Source organism: Gordonia araii NBRC 100433 (genome assembly GCF_000241265.1).
In the GTDB taxonomy this organism is placed as follows: Bacteria; Actinomycetota; Actinomycetes; order Mycobacteriales; family Mycobacteriaceae; genus Gordonia; species Gordonia araii.
In genome coordinates, this window is sequence record NZ_BAEE01000021.1 from 43,428 (window position 1) to 60,156 (window position 16,729).

At 65.2% G+C, this 16,729-nt stretch carries 18 protein-coding genes, 1 tRNA gene and 1 pseudogene; 9 read left to right on the forward strand and 11 right to left on the reverse strand.

Features of this window, described 5'->3' with window-relative positions; genetic code table 11:
- The first annotated feature begins 79 nt into the window (after positions 1-79).
- Complete coding sequence (locus GOARA_RS03390; protein WP_007320888.1) at positions 80-445, forward strand: helix-turn-helix domain-containing protein; 366 nt, start codon at positions 80-82, stop codon at positions 443-445.
- A gap of 4 nt (positions 446-449) precedes the next feature.
- On the opposite strand, the gene GOARA_RS03395 is transcribed toward GOARA_RS03390, so the two are convergent.
- The 3 genes from GOARA_RS03395 to GOARA_RS03405 are packed head-to-tail and all read right to left on the reverse strand — an operon-like array spanning position 450 to position 2,218.
- On the reverse strand, positions 450-1,037 hold the full coding sequence (locus tag GOARA_RS03395; protein WP_007320889.1) for a ClpP family protease: 588 nt from the start codon (positions 1,035-1,037) through the stop codon (positions 450-452).
- Positions 1,034-1,663 carry a ClpP family protease gene (locus tag GOARA_RS03400; RefSeq protein WP_007320890.1) on the reverse strand — a complete coding sequence of 210 codons (630 nt, stop codon included), beginning with the start codon at positions 1,661-1,663 and terminating at the stop codon, positions 1,034-1,036. The genes GOARA_RS03395 and GOARA_RS03400 overlap by 4 nt, the downstream gene beginning before the upstream one ends.
- A 48-nt stretch (positions 1,664-1,711) precedes the next feature.
- Positions 1,712-2,218, reverse strand: coding sequence for a DoxX family protein (locus GOARA_RS03405; protein WP_007320891.1), 507 nt, complete (start codon positions 2,216-2,218; stop codon positions 1,712-1,714).
- A gap of 92 nt (positions 2,219-2,310) precedes the next feature.
- On the opposite strand from GOARA_RS03405, the gene GOARA_RS03410 reads away from it, so the two are divergent.
- Positions 2,311-2,859, forward strand: a complete 549-nt coding sequence (locus GOARA_RS03410) for a TetR/AcrR family transcriptional regulator (protein WP_007320892.1) — start codon at positions 2,311-2,313, stop codon at positions 2,857-2,859.
- 136 nt (positions 2,860-2,995) lie between these two features.
- Positions 2,996-3,949 carry a putative endonuclease domain-containing protein gene (locus tag GOARA_RS03415; RefSeq protein WP_040521606.1) on the forward strand — a complete coding sequence of 318 codons (954 nt, stop codon included), beginning with the start codon at positions 2,996-2,998 and terminating at the stop codon, positions 3,947-3,949.
- Positions 3,950-4,006: 57 nt separating this feature from the next.
- Here GOARA_RS03415 and GOARA_RS03420 read toward each other — a convergent pair whose 3' ends face one another.
- The 4 genes from GOARA_RS03420 to GOARA_RS03435 form a co-directional block, all read right to left on the reverse strand.
- Complete coding sequence (locus GOARA_RS03420; protein ID WP_007320895.1) at positions 4,007-4,654, reverse strand: TetR/AcrR family transcriptional regulator; 648 nt, start codon at positions 4,652-4,654, stop codon at positions 4,007-4,009.
- Positions 4,654-4,887, reverse strand: a complete 234-nt coding sequence (locus GOARA_RS03425; protein ID WP_007320896.1) for a hypothetical protein — start codon at positions 4,885-4,887, stop codon at positions 4,654-4,656. The genes GOARA_RS03420 and GOARA_RS03425 overlap by 1 nt, the downstream gene beginning before the upstream one ends.
- Positions 4,884-5,957: an oxygenase MpaB family protein gene (locus GOARA_RS03430; protein WP_007320897.1), complete on the reverse strand. Its 1,074-nt coding sequence runs from the start codon at positions 5,955-5,957 to the stop codon at positions 4,884-4,886. Before GOARA_RS03430 ends, GOARA_RS03425 begins: the two co-directional genes overlap by 4 nt.
- Positions 5,958-6,055: 98 nt before the next feature.
- The gene (locus GOARA_RS03435) at positions 6,056-8,542 is read right to left on the reverse strand and encodes a helix-turn-helix transcriptional regulator (RefSeq protein ID WP_170265553.1); all 2,487 of its coding nucleotides are present in this window, start codon (positions 8,540-8,542) and stop codon (positions 6,056-6,058) included.
- A 193-nt stretch (positions 8,543-8,735) separates the two neighbouring features.
- On the opposite strand from GOARA_RS03435, the gene GOARA_RS03440 reads away from it, so the two are divergent.
- Positions 8,736-11,090, forward strand: coding sequence for an arylsulfatase (locus GOARA_RS03440; RefSeq protein WP_007320899.1), 2,355 nt, complete (start codon positions 8,736-8,738; stop codon positions 11,088-11,090).
- A 27-nt stretch (positions 11,091-11,117) separates the two neighbouring features.
- On the forward strand, positions 11,118-12,467 hold the full coding sequence (locus GOARA_RS03445; RefSeq protein WP_007320900.1) for a DUF1214 domain-containing protein: 1,350 nt from the start codon (positions 11,118-11,120) through the stop codon (positions 12,465-12,467).
- 78 nt (positions 12,468-12,545) lie between these two features.
- Here GOARA_RS03445 and GOARA_RS03450 read toward each other — a convergent pair.
- Both GOARA_RS03450 and GOARA_RS18815 read right to left on the reverse strand, forming a co-directional pair.
- Positions 12,546-12,619: transfer RNA gene (locus tag GOARA_RS03450), tRNA-Leu, on the reverse strand.
- A gap of 68 nt (positions 12,620-12,687) precedes the next feature.
- Complete coding sequence (locus tag GOARA_RS18815) at positions 12,688-13,233, reverse strand: nitroreductase family deazaflavin-dependent oxidoreductase (RefSeq protein ID WP_050947146.1); 546 nt, start codon at positions 13,231-13,233, stop codon at positions 12,688-12,690.
- Positions 13,234-13,328: 95 nt separating this feature from the next.
- On the opposite strand from GOARA_RS18815, the gene GOARA_RS03460 reads away from it, so the two are divergent.
- Both GOARA_RS03460 and GOARA_RS03465 read left to right on the forward strand, forming a co-directional pair.
- Positions 13,329-14,246 (forward strand): helix-turn-helix transcriptional regulator, encoded by a 918-nt coding sequence (locus GOARA_RS03460; RefSeq protein WP_007320902.1) that lies wholly within the window; start codon positions 13,329-13,331, stop codon positions 14,244-14,246.
- Positions 14,237-14,803, forward strand: a complete 567-nt coding sequence (locus GOARA_RS03465) for a dihydrofolate reductase family protein (RefSeq protein ID WP_007320903.1) — start codon at positions 14,237-14,239, stop codon at positions 14,801-14,803. The genes GOARA_RS03460 and GOARA_RS03465 overlap by 10 nt, the downstream gene beginning before the upstream one ends.
- A gap of 19 nt (positions 14,804-14,822) precedes the next feature.
- On the opposite strand, the gene GOARA_RS20880 is transcribed toward GOARA_RS03465, so the two are convergent.
- Positions 14,823-15,617 carry an efflux permease Rv1217c-related protein gene (locus GOARA_RS20880; protein ID WP_007320904.1) on the reverse strand — a complete coding sequence of 265 codons (795 nt, stop codon included), beginning with the start codon at positions 15,615-15,617 and terminating at the stop codon, positions 14,823-14,825.
- Here GOARA_RS20880 and GOARA_RS20885 point away from each other — a divergent pair.
- Together GOARA_RS20885 and GOARA_RS03475 are read left to right on the forward strand one after the other, a co-directional pair.
- Positions 15,504-15,746: pseudogene (locus GOARA_RS20885) on the forward strand (acyl-CoA dehydrogenase family protein); the annotation flags it as partial. The gene GOARA_RS20880 and the pseudogene GOARA_RS20885 sit on opposite strands and share 114 nt — an antisense overlap.
- Before the next feature lie 37 nt (positions 15,747-15,783).
- Positions 15,784-16,518 (forward strand): dienelactone hydrolase family protein, encoded by a 735-nt coding sequence (locus GOARA_RS03475; protein ID WP_007320906.1) that lies wholly within the window; start codon positions 15,784-15,786, stop codon positions 16,516-16,518.
- 10 nt (positions 16,519-16,528) lie between these two features.
- Here GOARA_RS03475 and ykgO read toward each other — a convergent pair whose 3' ends face one another.
- Complete coding sequence (gene ykgO / locus GOARA_RS03480; protein ID WP_040521608.1) at positions 16,529-16,651, reverse strand: type B 50S ribosomal protein L36; 123 nt, start codon at positions 16,649-16,651, stop codon at positions 16,529-16,531.
- Positions 16,652-16,729: the final 78 nt, after the last annotated feature.

Consider the following 16,729-nt stretch of genomic DNA (forward strand, 5'->3'; position numbering starts at 1 on the left):
CTGTCCGGTCGCGTCGCCCAATTTCTGCTCTCGGCAGAGACGCGGGTCGCTGCCGCGCCGAGACGCTAGCCTGGTCGGTATGACTGCGACAACGCGGAACGACGAGCCCGAGGCCCTGTGGCGCGAAGTGCTCGGGGAAGTCCTTCGCGAGGAACGCGCTGGTCAGCGCAGGATCCTCACCAACGTCGCCGCCGAGGCAGGTGTTTCGCCGCAGTACCTTTCGGAGATCGAGCGGGGGCGCAAAGAACCGTCGTCGGAGATTCTGGCTGCCGTCGCCGGGGCGTTGGGGTTGTCGCTGCTTGAGGTGACCGCCGCCGTGGCGTCCCGCCTTGCCGCGTCGTCGCAAGTGCCCGTCGTCTCGACCTTGTCCACGATCACCAGCGCTCCCGTGTCGCCCGGCCAGAGCCCCACATCTGGCCGGGCCTCCCTGCACCTGGTCGCCTGAGCCGTCACCGGGTCGTCATCACCTCGTCGACGATCCCGTATTCGACCGCGTCTGCTGCGGGCAGGATCAGGTCACGGTCGGTGTCGCGGCGCAACGTGGCGACATCCTTGCCGGTGTGCTTGGCCAGCACCTCCTCAAGCTGAGCTCGTACGCGGACCACCTCGTCGGCGTGGATGATGAGGTCGGGAATGGTGCCCTGACCTTCGATCGACGGCTGGTGGAGTACGACGCGGCCGTGCCCCAGGATCGACCGCATGCCCTTGGCGCCTCCGGCCAGCAGGACCGCGGCCGGACCGGCGGCTTGTCCGACGCAGGTCGTGGTGACCCGGGCCCGCATGTACTGCATCGTGTCGTAGATGGCGAGCATCGCCGACGGTGAACCGCCCGGCGAGTTGATGTAGAGGTTGATCGGCAGGTCGGGACTGTCGGATTCGAGGTGCAGCAGTTGGGCGATGAGCGCGTTCGCCACCCCGTCGTCGATTTCGGTGCCTAAGTAGACGATGCGATCCGACAGCAGACGGCTGTAGACGTCGAGGGAGCGTTCGCCGTTCGGGGTGCGCTCGGTGACGTAGGGGATGGTGTAGTTGCTCATCGCGCGCCTCCGATCGCGGCGGCGGTCATCATCGACGCGGGCCGGTGGAACGAGGGGTAGGCGTCTTCGATGCGGTCGACGATCCGGTCGGCGAAGCCGTAGTCGACGGCTTCCTCGGCCGTGTACCAGTGATCGTGCTGGGAGTCCTCGACGATGCGGTCGAGCGGCTGGCCGGTGTACCCGGCGATGAGACCCAACACGGTATCGCGGGTGTGGCGCAGGTCTTTCGCCTGCACCTCGACGTCGACGGCGGTGCCCCCGATCCCGGCCGAGCCCTGATGCATGAGGATTCGGGAGTGGGGGAGGACGTAGCGTTTGCCCGGGGTCCCGGCCGACAGCAGGAACTGGCCGGCGCTCGCCGCCGTGCCGAGGGCGACGGTCGCGACATCGTTGGGGATGAGCGCGATGACGTCGGCGATCGACAGCATCGCGGGGACCGAGCCGCCCGGCGAGTTGATCCAGAAGCTGATGTCCTTGCGCGGGTCCTGGGCGGCGAGCAGGAACAGCTGGCTGGTCAGCCGGTTGCCGAGATTGGCGTCGAGTTGGTCGCCGAGGACGATCACCCGCTGGTGGAACAAGTTGGTCCGCAGCTCGTCGTCGATGGTGGTGTCGGTGCTTTCGCTCATATTCGAAGCGTGCCTGGGAAGCCTTGTGGCGCACCACGTTTGCTGCTGTCAGCCGATCTGCTGTGGGCTGCGTCGCGCGTTGTCGGCAATTGCGGGGTCGGCTGTGCGATCCTCGCGGAGATCCCAGGCGAGCACCGCGACGACGGCGGCGACGAACACGACCTGGAGCACCGTTCGCGGCAGCAACGTGTCATCCCACCGCAGGTCGGTCTCGTTGACCGCCTTGTAGACGTTCGCCGGGAACATGGCGAGAAGCATCAGTGCCAGGCCGCCCGCGGCCCTACGGCGCAGCGGCCTCCAGAAGAGGGCTGCCGCGGCTGCCAACTCAAGGATTCCGGTGAGGGTCACCAGGAACTCCGGTGCCGGCAGCGCTGGCGGAACCATGGCGATCAGCTCGTCGCGCATCCCGACGAAGTGGGCGATCCCGGTCATGGTGAACATGACCGCGACCCCGGCGCGCAGCGCCACCGGCCAGGGCCGCCACGACGGTATGGCCGTGCGTCCGATCATGTGCACGACGAGCGTGGTGGCGATTAACGCGATGAGCGGTTCCATGATGGCCTCCCGAAGTTCAGAACTTGTCAACGACAAGATTGGCACGCAGGACTAATCTTGTCAACGTATAGATTGCGGGTAAGATCCGATCCATGGCCTATCACCACGGCGACCTGCGTCGCACGCTGCTCGACGCGGCCGCGGAGTCGATCGCGGAGGCCGGCGTCGCCAAGCTGAGCCTGCGCGCGCTCGCGAAGCGGGTCGGGGTGTCGAACGCCGCGCCGACACATCATTTCGGTGACAAGACCGGTCTCCTGACGGCGCTGGCAACCGAGGGTTTCGAGCTTCTCGCCGAGTCGCTGACCGCCCCCGGGGCCGGCAAGGATCTGGTGGACATGGGCGTCGCCTACGTCGGTTTCGCGCTCGCGCACCCGTCTCACTTCGCGGTGATGTTCGAGCCCAGCCTGCATCGATGCGGAGATCCGGGGCTTGCCGAGGCAGGCGCCCAGGCCCGTGCGGCGCTCGCGACCGGCGTCGCCGACGCCCTGCACGGTTCGGGAGGTGACGGTGATGACCAGGAAACCCAGCTGGCCGCCTGGTCGCTCGTGCACGGCTACGCCACGCTCGTCCTCAGCGGTGCGATCGAGGTCGCGGACCCGATCTCCCTCGCCAGAAGCATCGCCAGCCACCTCACCGTGTGACGACAACGCCGACGTCCGGAACCACATAGTGGTTCTAGACGTCGGCGTTGTTCACAATCTGTCCGGGTCCACAGACTGCGTGCCGGGAAAACGTTCGCGCGGTCGCCTCGCTGCCCGCCGCGCACATACTGGCCGCATGCCCAAGCCGCCCGCCTTGCTGGAGGATCTGCTCGACGTCCAGGACGGTGTTGTCACGCGTCAGCAAGTGCTTGATTGCGATCTCCCCGTCTCCTACCTGCGTCGACGGCTCCGACGTCGTGAATGGGTGTCTGTGAGCCCCGGTGTCTACGTCACCCACACCGGTCCGATGACCTGGCGCCAACGGGCGTGGGCCGCGGTGCTGGGCGTACAACGCGCCGCACTGAGTCATCAATCGGCTGTATGCCTGGTGCGACCCGACGTACCGCGGTCCGGGCCGATCCACATCGCGGTGGGACGCAAGTGTCGGGCTCCCAAGCGTGCTGGCGTGGTGGTCCACCGCTACGCGCAGATCGACGACCGCGTCCTGTGGAATGCGCGTCCACCACGCGTCCGGATCGAACACGCGGTGCTCGACCTTGCCGCGGAAGCCTTGCGCGAGGTCGATGCGATCGCGCACCTGGCGGACGCGGTCCAAGCGCGCTTGACGACGGTTCCCCGCTTACAGTCGGCGTTGGCGCAACGGTCCCGACTCAGGCGCAGCGGTTGGATCGCCGCTGTGCTCGCCGACATCGCCGACGGATCGTGTTCGGTGTTGGAGCGCGGCTATCTGAGGCGGGTGGAGCGAGCCCACGGGCTGCCGCGGCCCCGTCGACAGGCGGCGACCACCGCGGGACGTCGGGGTTTCCGAGACGTCGACTACCCGGAGTGGGGGCTCGTCATCGAACTCGACGGCAGAGCCGCGCACGACGACGCGCACGCCCGCGACCGCGATCTGGAACGCGACCTCGACGCGGCGGTGTCCGCGGACCGTCGCACGCTCCGGCTCGGCTGGGGTCAGGTGTACGGCCGCCCATGCAGCACCGCTCGCAAGGTTGCCCGGATGCTCCAGAATCTTGGCTGGTCGGGCACTCCGACATCGTGCCCCAAGTGTGCCAACGCCGACGCTTGAGACCACATATTGGTTCCAAACGTCGGCGTTGTCGACGACATGGATCGGCGACGGAACTCAGGACGGCTGCGAGATTGCCGGCCCTCCGGGCGAGCGCAGCGCCCGGTAGGCCGCTGGCCCCAGGATTTCGGCCAAGGCGCCTGGCTGCCAGGACGACTCCGAATCGAGCATCATTCGAATGCCGGTCTCGCAGATTCCGATGAACACGCTGGTCAGCACGGGAAGGGTTCGATCGATGTCGGCGACCTGCCAGCGTTCGAACAGGGGGCGCATCACCTGCGAAGTCTGGGTGCTGATGTCGGCGCGGCCGGTGGCAATCGTTGCGGCCAAGATGGGGTCCGGGTCGTCGGCGAAAATGATTCGCCAGGACGCTGGACGCCCCTGGACATCGCTGAACAGGGAGCGGAACCCGTCGACGAACATTTGCTCCACGGATCCGGTTCTCCGTGGGGGCAGGATCGACTGCAGCCGGGACAGCGATGCCGCCGTCTCACGCTCTAGGAGTGCCGAAAGCAGCTCCCCCCGACCCGGATAGCAGGCGTACACCACCGGTCGACTGACTCCGAGTCGGGCGGACACGGCGCCCATGGTTATCTGGGCGACACCGTGCTCGGCTGCGATCTCCAGAGCCGTGTCGAGGACCTGTGGCCGACGCCGCTCGGGTCCGAGGTGCTCAGCCCGCACCTGGCTGCCCTTCCCTGTCATTAGTGCAACTCTACGTTCGCGATCAGCAGTATCGGCCAGGCGATCACCTCGCCGATCAGTGAGAAGGCCCTATCCGCGCCGGTGAGTTGCTCGAGATGGTCGCTGTGGTTCGCTGCCCAGAACACACCAATGGTCAGATAAGGAATGACCACGACGACGATGCCCATGATCGCCAGGTGCATCAGCTGCCGGACACTCAGTTGCCGGTTCAGCAGGGTCTGCCATCTGCTCATCGGATCGCCCCCAGAATCGACTGTGATTCGATGAGGCCTTCATCGCTGGGTGTGGAGCCCGCACCGAAAACCCGCTGGTATTGCCGGTCTCGCAACTCCAGATGTGCCTCACGCGGGTTGGCCAATCCGAATCGCCGCTGCGCTTCCCGTGGGGTCGTGGTGACCGGATTCGTCGGGGGCACCGACCGCAACACCCTCGCGGCCACGGGCACGGATGCGGGCGAGATCAGGCGCAGCAGTATCAGCTCCACCCGACTGCTCAGGCTTACCAGCGTGAACGCGGCGCTGAGCGGCGACACCACGACTGCGTCGAGCAGTCGCGAGGTGGAGAGTCCCGCCATCTCGCGCATCCACCGCGGCATGGTGGCTAGTGTTCCACGACGTAGGAACCAGCTGATCACCCTGGAGCCGGGCCGTAGCAGCAGCGGCATCTCGGGCAGCATCACCTCCGCCTGCAACAGATGGTTCATCGCCTTCTTGGCGATGTCGGATCCGATGAGTTGGGGGCGCATGACTTCGAAATACTCCTGGACGCCCTCACGGGTTCGGGGTACGTCGGCCGGGTCGCATGTCTGCAATTCGGCGGCCAATGCGCACTCCTCCCAGTAGCGCGATTCTTCCTCGGACGAGAGCCGGCCAGGACCGTACTTCTCGTAGGCGACCAGTATCGAGTGCCAGGCCGTGAGGTGGATCCAGAGCTGGGAGGCGGGGTCGTTGGCGTCGTAGCGGCCGCCGATCACGGGGTCTGTGCCGATCGCCTTCGAATGGATCTTGACGAGGACATCGGCGGCTTGGGTCGTGGAGCGGCTGTCATCGAACGCGACCATTGCGAAGTATCGCAGGGTGCGGTCGTAACGAGTCCGTGGCCGCTTGTAGATGTCGGACGTCTTGTCGACGGCGGCAATCAAGTTCGGGTCGAGTTCCTCGATCACCACGGCGCGTTGGAAGCCGATGGTCAACGATGTCGGGTAACTCCACACCTTCCAGGTCACCGAGTCGGGGCCGAAGAATCCGTAGTCCTCGGCCGGTTCGATAGGAGCGAGGCTCAGCCAGTCGCGTAGTGTGCTCATGAAGGTACTTTCCTACACCATGTCGTAAATTGCAACACGATGTAGGAAAGTTGGTTCGGGTCCGACCCAGCGCCTCGCCGGGGCTACGCGTGTGCTGGTCAAGCGCCGATGGCGTTCGCCAGTCGTAAGGCTTCCCGACGGTTGGACGCACCGAGCTTTCGATAGAGCGACTTACGATGGCTGTTAAGCGTGTTCTCCGAGATGTGCAGGAGCGAGGCTATCTCAGCCATGGACATCTGGCTCCGCAGCAGTCCGACCAGCTCGGCCTCTCGCCTGGTCAGGCTAAAATCTGTACCGCCCTTAAAGCGCGCATACCTGCCACGAACGGCTAGACACTCAGCGACAAACGCCTCATGGGCTCCGTCATAGCGGCTGAGTACGCCGGCCAGCGCCGGGTCACCGCCGTCGACGAACGGATACCTCACCTGTTCCGGGGCCGCGGCCGTCAGCGCGTGTCGGAGCGCAGCGTCGGCCGCTGAGCGGTCTCCGACGGACTCGGCGAACAACGCCTCGGCAACGTGTACTGCGACAGCGATATAGGGCGGTAGGGTGCGACGGTCCACGCGGGCGAGGAGATCCGGCGCCCGCTCGGGAGCGCCAAGTCTGATGCAGGCGGCGGCCAACGTTGCGTTCAGCGCAGGCATCGAGCGCGGGTCCTGCAGAATCAGGTCCACGATCTCCAGCACCGTGTCGCGCTCGCCCCGACTCTCAGCGATCCTGGCCTGGGCCAGGGCGGTGAATGCCGACCACGCGACGCCGTGGCTATCGGTCGTGGGTATGAGTGCCAGACCTGCTTCGGCGTCAGCGATCGCCACCGAATCGCCGAGTGCGACTGCCGCGAGCACCCGGTGAACCCGTGCAAGCGGCTGATACCCATCGCGAGCGTCGTCTATCGGCGATAGCTCTGTGAGCATCTGCAAAGCGGATACTAGGCGTCCTTGCCACAGTGCGGAGAACGCGTTGGCAAAGGCTTCGATACCCGAGTCGTAGGACGCCCAGGTGTCATCGGATGCGCTGGTGTCAACGGCAGTCGCCGCGTCGCCAGCCCCGACTTTCGCTGGCGCTGTCGCCGCGGTGAACTGGCCGGAAGCCGCCAGGGCGAAGACTTCATTGGCGCGTATCCATCGTTCGAGTCCGGCGAGATATCGGGCGCCGGCGATATCCTCGGTCGCGCATGCTGTACGAGCCGCAGTCAATAGATCAGCCGCCAGGCGCGGATTGCGTCGCAGCCGCAGTTCGCTCCATCCAGTGATGAATAGCGCGCAAATGCGCATCATCGAATCGGTATTTGCGCTCGACATGGCAGAGTCGCCGACGATGGTAGCTGCGGTGCGGGTGGCGGCCCCCTCGATTTCCAGCCTGTTGTCCGAGCAGATCATTGCGGCCAGATCGCGTACCAACAATGCGCGCCACGAGGGGTCGTCAGGCAGATGGCGCTGCGCCTCGGCCCGGAGCGCGGCTGCGCCCACCCGATCACCGGCGACGTCGCGGCAGCAAGCCTGGATGTAGGCGAGCACGGCATATGGCTCGCGGGTGATGTGGCCGTCGAGGGATGAACGCAACTGCTGGCAGACTTGGTCAAGGTCCCCACCCTGCGACCCGATCACTGCCGGCAGCCATTCATCGACAACGATCGCGTAGGCCAAGGCACTCTCCGAGCCGAGGTTCGCCTGTTGTGCTGCGGCGACAGGTGATCGTTTGCGCAAGTGACGTGCCGCGGCCCGATGTAACTCGGCTCCACGTGCCCGGTCGCGGGTGGCGAGGATCTCGCGGCAGCCGCGGGCGAATAGGTTGTGCCAGCGATAAATGGGCGCGCGGTCGGGCGCTTGCGGATCGTCGAAACGGTCGAGGAAAAGGCTGCGCCCACGACAGTGTTCGATCATTTCGGCGGCGTCGGGTCTTCCGGTGAGAGCATGGGCCAGTTCGGCGTCAACGGTTTCGGTGGTGGTCGTGGCCAGAACGAAATCTCTCAGGTCTGCCGGCAGCATAGCCAGAACGTTCTCAGCGATGTAGTCGGTGACCAGGGCCGGGTCTTCGCTTGCCAACGTGCTGCGCACCGCGATAGGCCAGCCCCCGGTGCGGCATTGGAGCGAAGCGGCGTCGGCATCGGACAGTTCGATCCCGCGGGACGCCGCCACCGCTGTGACCTCGGCTGTGTCGAAGGCCAAGTCGCCGCCGCCGAGTAGTTTGGCGTCGTCATGCATGATGAGTCGGCTCAGTCCGGAGACCAACTCCCCGTGCCCGACCAGCAGGAGCTTCAGGTTCTTCGGTACGTGTCGCAGGAATGCCTGGACTTCCGGGTCGGCTAGCGCGACCACGGCGCGATGCGCGTCATCGATCACCAACGTCACGGTGCAGGCAAGGGATTGGATTGCGGTAGTCAGCTGGGCGAACCCCTGGGCCTGGATGCTGAGCGCGCGAGTCAGATCGGCGCCGTTTTGGCAAAGTGCGGTCGTGATCCATCGAGCTAACTCGGCAGACGTGTCGATCTTGTGCGCAAGCGAAACCCACCCCTCGATCGAGGAGACGTCGGTTTGCCATTGGCGTGCCGCGACGGTCTTGCCGTGCCCAGGCGGTGCAGCCATGACTACCACGGAACTTGTCTGCAGACCCTCATCGATCATTGCGGCGACACGGGGGCGGGCGATGGTATCGGGCCGGACCCTGGGCGGGGTGATGAGGTACCACGCCGGTGCTCTACCGAAGGTTGGGCCGCTCATCGAATCCACCCCCTAGGGGTGAGGAAACGCGCCGGGCACATCTCTAGCGTTGGGACACATGACCGCACACTCGCGAACCTCCCTACCCATCCCAGATATCGCTCAACCAGGCTATACGGCGTACGACGCGAAGGACCCGGATTCTGAGTACCCGGCGATAACTCCGCTGATGCCGCCCGTGGGGTCGCCGAATGTGCTGCTGGTGCTGCTCGACGACGCTGGCTACGGTGCATCGAGCGCATTCGGCGGCCCGTGTCAGACGCCCAATCTCGAGCGACTTGCCGGCAACGGTTTGCGTTACACCAAGTTTCACACCACTGCCCTCTGTTCCCCGACGCGCGCCTCGCTGCTCAGCGGCCGTAATCATCACACCGTGAACATGGGTGGCATCACTGAGATCGCGACCGCCGCGCCCGGTTATACCTCGCAGCGACCAAACACCTGCGCGCCGCTGGCCGAGATCTTGAAACTGAACGGTTACTCGACCGCCCAGATTGGTAAGTGTCATGAGATCCCGGTGTGGGAAACGAGCCCGATGGGCCCGTTCGACAACTGGCCATGTGCTGGCGGCGGTTTCGAGTATTTCTTCGGTTTCGTCGGAGGCGAAACGAACCAGTACTATCCCTCGCTCTATCAGAATACGTCCCAGGTTGACCCATCGGGGACGCCCGAGGACGGCTACACCCTTAACGAGGAACTCGCCGACAAAGCCATCGATTACCTGCGGCGCCGCGCTTCTCTCACTCCGGAAAAGCCCTTCTTCATGTATTACGCCCCCGGTGCCACCCACGCACCGCACCATGTGCCGCAGGAGTGGGCAGATAGATACAAGGGTGTGTTCGATCAGGGGTGGGACAAGTTGCGGGAGGAGACCCTCGCTCGCCAGATCGAACTGGGCACAGTGCCGCCTGACACCGAACTGACCGAACGCAGCCCAGGCCTGCCTTCTTGGGACGATCAGCCTGAGGAACTCAAACCGGCACTGGTCCGTCAAGCTGAAGTGTACGCCGGGTTCATGACGCAGACGGACTACCACATTGGCCGGATTCTGGACGAGTTGGAGGACCAAGGAATCATCGACGACACACTGGTTATCGCGATTTGGGGTGATAACGGGGCCAGTGCCGAGGGCACTTTGCAGGGAAGTATCAACGAGATGATCACCCTCAACGGGCTCAACCTGGAGACGCCGGAGATGATGATCGAGGCGAAAGAAAGACTGGGTTCTCCCGGGATGTCAAACCACTACGCGGCTTCGTGGGCGCATGCGATGAATACCCCGTTTCAGTGGACAAAGCAGGTTGCCTCCCACTTCGGCGGCACGCGCAATCCGATGGTCGTGCATTGGCCGGCGCGGATTGGCGAAGCGGGTGTGCGCACCCAGTTCGGTCATGTAAGCGATATTGCGCCGACGATTCTGGAGTTGGCTGGTCTGCCCGAACCGACAGTGGTCAACGGCGTCCAGCAGCGGCCAATGGAGGGCACCAGCTTGGCCTATACGTTCGACGAACCAGATGCTGCCGAACGTCATGACTTGCAGTACTTCGAGATGTTCGGCAACCGTGCCGTGTATTACAAGGGGTGGACTGCGGTGACCAAGCACCGCACACCGTGGGAGACAGGTGCGGTGGAGCTTCCCGCCTTCGACGACGATGTTTGGGAGCTTTATGACACCGCGACGGACTGGAGTCAGGCGAAGGATTTGGCTGCCGAGCATCCTGACAGGCTGCGTGAGATGCAGCGGCTATGGCTCATTGAGGCGGTCAAATACAACGTGGTGCCGATCGATGATCGCGCCGCAGTGCGGGCGATCGCCAAACTGGCGGGTAGACCCGAACTGATAACGGGCACCAGCCAGCGGCTGTATTCAGGGATGAGCATTCCAGAGCAGACTGCCTTGAACACACAGAACCGCAGCTGGGCACTGACCGCGTCGATCACCGTTCCGGAGCAGGGGGCCGACGGAGTGATCGTGTCGTTGGGCGGGGATATCGGTGGCTGGGTTATGTACGTGCTTGATGGCGTGCTGATCTACGGATATAACTTCCTTGCGCTCGATCGCACGCGGGTGCGGGCATCCGCGCCGCTAGAAGCGGGGAAGCATGAGGTGCGGATGGAGTTCATCTACGACGGGGGCGGTACAGGCCAGGGTGGAACCGCGACGCTGTTCGTCGACGGCACCGACGTGGGAAGCGCTCGACTCGAGCGCACGGTGCCCGGAGCGTTCACCGGTAGCGAGACCTGCACTGTCGGCCGCGACCCCGGCTCACGTGTGATCGAGGACTATCCGGAGTACCACAACGGCTTTACCGGTTCGATCGACTGGGTGCAGATCGACGTTGACGACATCGCCGCCGACCACCATGCCCAGCAACTCGACCATAAGGTGCGAATTGCCATGGGCACCCAGTAGCGGCACCGTCATTACTAAGGAGGATGAATGCTCACCCTGCCAACGAGCGCAGATATCTTGCGGATCCGTCGTGAAGCGCTACTGAATCGGGCCATCGAAGCGTACAAGTTCTTCTACCCGACAGTGTCGCAACAGATGAACTTCGAAGCGCTGGTCAAGTACGGTGCCCCGGCGAACGTCGGCTGGTTGATCCAGCTGAGCAGCCCGCAATCGGTCTCGCTTACCCAGAACTCCGACACCCCTTACGGCCTGGGCTGGATCGATGTCTCCGAGGAACCGATCGTCGTCGACGTACCGGCGGGTCCGATTATCGGTGTAGTCAACGACGGAAACTTTCGGTACGTAACCGATATTGGCAGCGTAGGGGAGGAGGCCGGGGCGGGTGCTAGCTACCTGTTCGTCTCCCCCGGATACACGGGAGATCTGCCTGATGGTTACCTGGCGCGGCGGCTCGACCTCAACCGAGCGCTGATCGCGACCCGTGCGCCCAACCCCGACATCGATGCCGGCAAAGCGCTCCTACGGACGATCCGGATGTATCCGCTGTCGCAGGCGGATGCGCCGTCAGAGAATAGTTTCGTGGATACGACCGGTGTTGATACGGTCGCGAATCCGTGCGAGGTCGATGGCACCTTCGCCTTCTGGGAGAAAATCAAGGCCTCGCTGGATGCGGATGTGGCCTCGCGCGAGTACTACCAGACGATGGGTATGCTGGCCGACCTCGGTTTACGTAAAGGAGAACCGTTCACGCCGCTCCCGTCCACCAAAGAACTCCTCGCCGAGGCGGCTCGGATTGCGAACGAGCAACTCGTTGTCGCGGCGTTCGCCAGCGATTCACCCGACCGTCTCGTCTGGCCCGATCGCCAGTGGGAGTGGACCGTGCTTGCCTCGGGGGATCAGGGCTATTACGAAACCGGCTACCTGCGGTTGGCTGCGCGCGAGCGTTGGTTCTACCAGGCCACGCTCGAGACGCCCAAGATGTTCAAACGGGCCCCTGGGGCGGGCTCGCTCTACTGGCTCGGCAACCGTGATACCAGCGGTAGCCCCCTTGACGGGGGTGCCATATACACACTGACGGTCTCTACACCGGTCCCCGCTGCACAGTTCTGGTCGGTGACCGTCTATGACCTCGATACGCGCTCGGAGATCGTGGCGCCGCAGAACAAGCCGCTTATCACTTCGCTGCGTGACGACGTGATGCCCGACTCGGACGGCAACATCGTTCTCCACTTCGGCCCTGACCGGCCTGCCGACGAATCCGTCCCGTGGGTTCAGACGGTCCCAGGACGGCAGTGGTTTGCCTACTTTCGCATCTACGGTCCCGGCGACAGGGCCTTTGATGGCTCGTGGAAGCCGTCGGACTTCGTTCGCCGATAGGCCCTTCGCACTTCGGCGATCTCAGAGATGAGTTACCTAGTCCCACTGACACCGCACCACAAACCGGGGATGCCACGGTGCCCCCAGTCGGACTCGAACCGACACTGAACGGATTTTAAGTCCGCTGCCTCTGCCAATTGGGCTATGGGGGCGCGACCCATGACGATACCGGTCGATCTCGCCGATCAGCGGTCTCCACCGGTGCGTGGGAGCGGCCGGGTCAGTCGGCTTCGAGGATCAGCGCGGTTCCACCGTCGAGCCACGCCTTGTGCAACTCGACGATCTTCTGCCGATTCGGCAGGCCGCGCCGGTGAAACATGTTCTCCATGTAGTCGAACGGATGCGTCTGGCAGAACGCGTCGGCGATGGCGCGACGCTCCTCGTCGTCGCGCGGATCGCGTGCGGCCCCGCTCAGCGTCGTACCGCGGAAGCGCAGAGTGATGTGCGGATCGGCGCGAATGTTCTTGAGCCACAACGCATGCTCGCCGGCAATCGACATGAGGCAGGCGCGCTGTCCGTCTCGGTAGGCGCGGACGAGCGTCGAGCGAGGCTGACCCGACTTGCGGGTAACGGTCGTCAGTTCCGCGACCCCGTCCGGCATCCGGACGGCGAACCACGGGCGGTGAATGGCTCGAAGGAATCGGGTGAACCGTTGCCTGGTGCGCAGCGAGGCCGTGGTGGCGGCCGTGCCCGCGAAACGCTCGAAGACGTACTGCCCGTCGCGGTAGCGAAGGTGCTCGGGGATGTCGACCGACTCCTGGTCCATCGAGCCCCAGGCTAGCAATCCGGGGCTGATTCGATCAGGCCATCGGAGCAAGAACCGTCAAGCATGCGGCCCGTCCAACGACCACACTGAGACACATGGGCGAATCACGGGACCGGTTGCGAGAGCTGCTCGACGCCGTCCTCGACGAGGACAACCGCACACTGGCCGACATGGCCGGCGATGCCTACGCATCGCCGTTCCACTTCACCAGGCAGCTTTCGCGCGACGCGGGCGAAGCACCGGTCGCCATGCGCCGCCGGGTGATGCTCGAGCGCGCGGCGTGGCAGCTGAAGCAGGGGAGCACGGTCACCGACGCGGCGTGGGAGGCCGGCTACTCGTCGGTGGAGGGCTTTAGCCGAGCCTTCGCCCGCGCGTTCGGTCATCCGCCGAGCACGGCGTCGTCGTCGCACTGGTTGCCCGCGCCCAACGGCATCCACTTCCATCCGCCCATGTCGCTTTGGGTGCACACGAAGGAGTCCGCGATGAATCCACTGACCGAACAGCTGGTCGCCCACGACCTCGACGAGACGCGCGAGTTGCTCGACAAGGCCAAGCAGGTGCCAGACGAGACGTATAGGCGCATCGTCCTGACCGATCACACGCTCGCGGAATGGGAAGGGCCGGAAGGGTCGCTCGCCGAGGTGCTCACGAGACTCGTCTTCGCCAAGGAGGTCTGGCTCGCCGCGATCGAGGGCACCGACTTCCCGCCCGAGCGCCCCGACGACCCGTCGTCACTGATCGAGCGCCACGACGAGGTCGCACCGCGGTGGCTCGCGACCGTCCGCGACATCGACCGGCGCGGCGCCTGGGACGACCGCTTCATCGACGCGCTCTGCGAGCCGCCGGAGAGTTTCGTCGTCAGCGGCGTCATCGCCCACGTGCTGACCTACGCCGCCGTCCGTCGTCACCTGGCCCGTCATCTGCTGACCGTCGCCGGAATCGAGGCGGGTGACGGCGATCCGATCAACTGGGCCCGCCGACTGCGGGGAGAGGAGACCAACCCATGCCCGTGACCAACGTGCACTACTACACGGCGACGACGCTCGACGGCTTCCTCGCCGATCCCGACGACTCCCTCGACTGGCTGTTGCGCCAGCCGCAGGACGAGGACGGCTACGGGTCCTACGACGAGTTCATCAAGAACATCGGCGCGATCGTCATGGGGTCGACGACCTACGAGTGGGTGCTCGACCATCTGGATCGGTCCGGCGAGAAGTGGATGTACGACATGCCGGCCTGGGTGATGACCACCCGCGACCTCAAGCCCTTTCCCGACGCGGACATCCGTTTCGCGGCAGGGGAGATCCGGCCGGTGTACGAGGAGATGGTGGCCGCGGCCGACGGGAAGGATCTCTGGGTGGTCGGCGGCGGAGACCTGGTCGGCCAATTCGCCGACGCCGGGTTGCTCGACGAGATCTTCGTGTCGATCGCGCCCGTCGTCCTCGGCGCGGGTCGGCCGCTGCTGCCGCGCCGCTACGACCTCGAACTGATCGACACCGGTCGCAACGGCGCGTTCGTCTGCGCGCGGTACCGCTTCACCGGAGTTCTCACCGAGGACCGCCAGGCTTGAGTGCGTCTCGGTCGGCGCCTCACTCCAGGTCCCGACGGGCGAACGCGAGGACGCCGACCGCCGCCAGGGCGACACCGGACGCGAGCAGGATCAGGCTCGGCGTCGCATCGACGGCGACCCCCGGCAGTCGCGGCACGTGGTGGAAGACGGACAGGTTCATCACCGCCGTCGGCAGATTCATCGGCGGTCCGACAATGGTGACGATCGCCGACTCGGCCAGTACCACCCACGGAAGCCAGGAGAACTTGGGCACCAGGCCGACCGCCGCGACGGTCAGTCCGATGAAGAACACCACGGCGGGCAGTTGACCGAGGGCGGCGCCGACCAGCCGGGGGAGTTGTCCGGCGTCGCCGGAACCGAACCCGTGGCTGGCGCCGATCGTCGCCCCGATCACCAGGAGCAGCCAGAGACCGGCCATCACCGCCAGCGCGATGTGCAGCATGGGCAGGCGCCAGCGCTGCACCGTGCCCGCCAGGACGAGATCGGCACGACCGGACAACTCCTCCGAGCGAAGACTGAGCGCGAGGGCGATCGCCGCACCGGTCGCCGCCAGCGCCAGCAATAGCGTCGACACGGCGAGGAAGCCGTCGACGGCGTCGGAGTTGAACTCTTCCAGCAGTTTCCGCATGCCGGACGGTCCCTCCGCGATGCTGCCGACGTCGCGGGCCGTCACACCGAAGCCGACGCCGAGCACCGCCAGGGTCGCGACGCGGCGTGGGGGCGGCGGCTGCAATCGGCCAAGTTCCACGCGACCACGGGTGCGAAGAAGGTCGTCGATCTCAGCATCCAGGTCGTCGGTGGCCGCGCGCTGCACCAGGGTTCGGTGATCGAACGGCTCTACCGCGACGTGGCTGCCGGACAGTTCCACAACCCGACGCCCGATACCGTGCGGCGCACGCTGGGCTCGCCCGAATCGCTCGACCGCGCCAACTTCGACCGTTGACCCGTCTCATCGACCTCCACAGACAAGGACTCACGACATGACCGATACGACCGCCGACCCCGACGATTTGCGGGGCCGGGCCATCGAATCCGACGACAGCGAGCACAACGTCACCTTCGACAGCGGCGGGCGGACCGTCCACGGCTTCCTCAAACTGCCTCCGTCGGGCAGTGGACCGGGGGTGATCGTCATCCAGGAATGGTGGGGGTTGACGACCCACGTCGCCGATCTCACCAGACGGTTCGCCGCCGAGGGTTTCGTCGCATTGGCACCGGATCTGTTCGGCGGCCGGACGACCCATGACTCGGCCGAGGCGGCCGGCCTCCTCGAGGCGCTTCCCGTGGATCAGGCCGCCGCCGACCTGTCCGGCGCGGTCGACTACCTGCTCGAGCGGCCAGAAGTCGTCGGCGACGCGGTCTCGGCGGTGGGCTTCTGCATGGGCGGCGGATTCGTCCTCGTCCTCGCCGCCCAGCAGGCGGAGAAGATCGCCAAGGCGGTGCCCTTCTACGGACTGCCGAGCGTGCCGCAGGACTATCGCAACCTCAAGGCGCGGGTGCTCGGCCACTATGCGGAGACCGACGAGTGGCTCGACCGCGCCGATATCGACGCGGTGGCCGAGCAGATCGCGCGGGAGAGCGGCCAGGAGGTGACGTTCCACTTCTACCCGGCCGGCCACGCGTTCCTCAACGACGAGAACCTGCTCGGCACCTACGACGCCGAGCAGGCGGATCTCGCGTGGCGTCGCACCATCGAGTTCCTGCGCGACGCGTGACGTCTGCCGACTAGCCCTGCCGGCCCTTGAAGCGAGGGTTGGTCTTGTTGATCACGTAGGTCTTCCCGCGTCGCCGCACCACCTGTGAACCCGGCTGCTTCTTCAGTGATTTGAGTGAGTTCCGGACCTTCATTGCGTCTCCCTTATTGACAATGGTTGCCATTAGGGTAGCCGATGGGTGGATGCGACGTGATGGCCGACCGCACGGGCT

Excerpts from the sequence above, each read along its gene's own strand:
- GOARA_RS18815 (WP_050947146.1), bottom strand. The coding sequence starts at position 13,233 with ATGGACCAGGAGTCGGTCGACATCCCCGAGCACCTTCGCTACCGCGAC.
- GOARA_RS03440 (WP_007320899.1), top strand. The coding sequence starts at position 8,736 with ATGACCGCACACTCGCGAACCTCCCTACCCATCCCAGATATCGCTCAA.
- GOARA_RS03415 (WP_040521606.1), top strand. The coding sequence starts at position 2,996 with ATGCCCAAGCCGCCCGCCTTGCTGGAGGATCTGCTCGACGTCCAGGAC.
- GOARA_RS03410 (WP_007320892.1), top strand. The coding sequence starts at position 2,311 with ATGGCCTATCACCACGGCGACCTGCGTCGCACGCTGCTCGACGCGGCC.
- GOARA_RS03400 (WP_007320890.1), bottom strand. The coding sequence starts at position 1,663 with ATGAGCGAAAGCACCGACACCACCATCGACGACGAGCTGCGGACCAAC.
- GOARA_RS03425 (WP_007320896.1), bottom strand. The coding sequence starts at position 4,887 with ATGAGCAGATGGCAGACCCTGCTGAACCGGCAACTGAGTGTCCGGCAG.
- ykgO (WP_040521608.1), bottom strand. The coding sequence starts at position 16,651 with ATGAAGGTCCGGAACTCACTCAAATCACTGAAGAAGCAGCCGGGTTCA.
- GOARA_RS03405 (WP_007320891.1), bottom strand. The coding sequence starts at position 2,218 with ATGGAACCGCTCATCGCGTTAATCGCCACCACGCTCGTCGTGCACATG.
- GOARA_RS03475 (WP_007320906.1), top strand. The coding sequence starts at position 15,784 with ATGACCGATACGACCGCCGACCCCGACGATTTGCGGGGCCGGGCCATC.
- GOARA_RS03395 (WP_007320889.1), bottom strand. The coding sequence starts at position 1,037 with ATGAGCAACTACACCATCCCCTACGTCACCGAGCGCACCCCGAACGGC.
- GOARA_RS03445 (WP_007320900.1), top strand. The coding sequence starts at position 11,118 with ATGCTCACCCTGCCAACGAGCGCAGATATCTTGCGGATCCGTCGTGAA.
- GOARA_RS03435 (WP_170265553.1), bottom strand. The coding sequence starts at position 8,542 with ATGGCTGCACCGCCTGGGCACGGCAAGACCGTCGCGGCACGCCAATGG.
- GOARA_RS03460 (WP_007320902.1), top strand. The coding sequence starts at position 13,329 with ATGGGCGAATCACGGGACCGGTTGCGAGAGCTGCTCGACGCCGTCCTC.
- GOARA_RS03390 (WP_007320888.1), top strand. The coding sequence starts at position 80 with ATGACTGCGACAACGCGGAACGACGAGCCCGAGGCCCTGTGGCGCGAA.
- GOARA_RS03420 (WP_007320895.1), bottom strand. The coding sequence starts at position 4,654 with ATGACAGGGAAGGGCAGCCAGGTGCGGGCTGAGCACCTCGGACCCGAG.
- GOARA_RS03430 (WP_007320897.1), bottom strand. The coding sequence starts at position 5,957 with ATGAGCACACTACGCGACTGGCTGAGCCTCGCTCCTATCGAACCGGCC.
- GOARA_RS03465 (WP_007320903.1), top strand. The coding sequence starts at position 14,237 with ATGCCCGTGACCAACGTGCACTACTACACGGCGACGACGCTCGACGGC.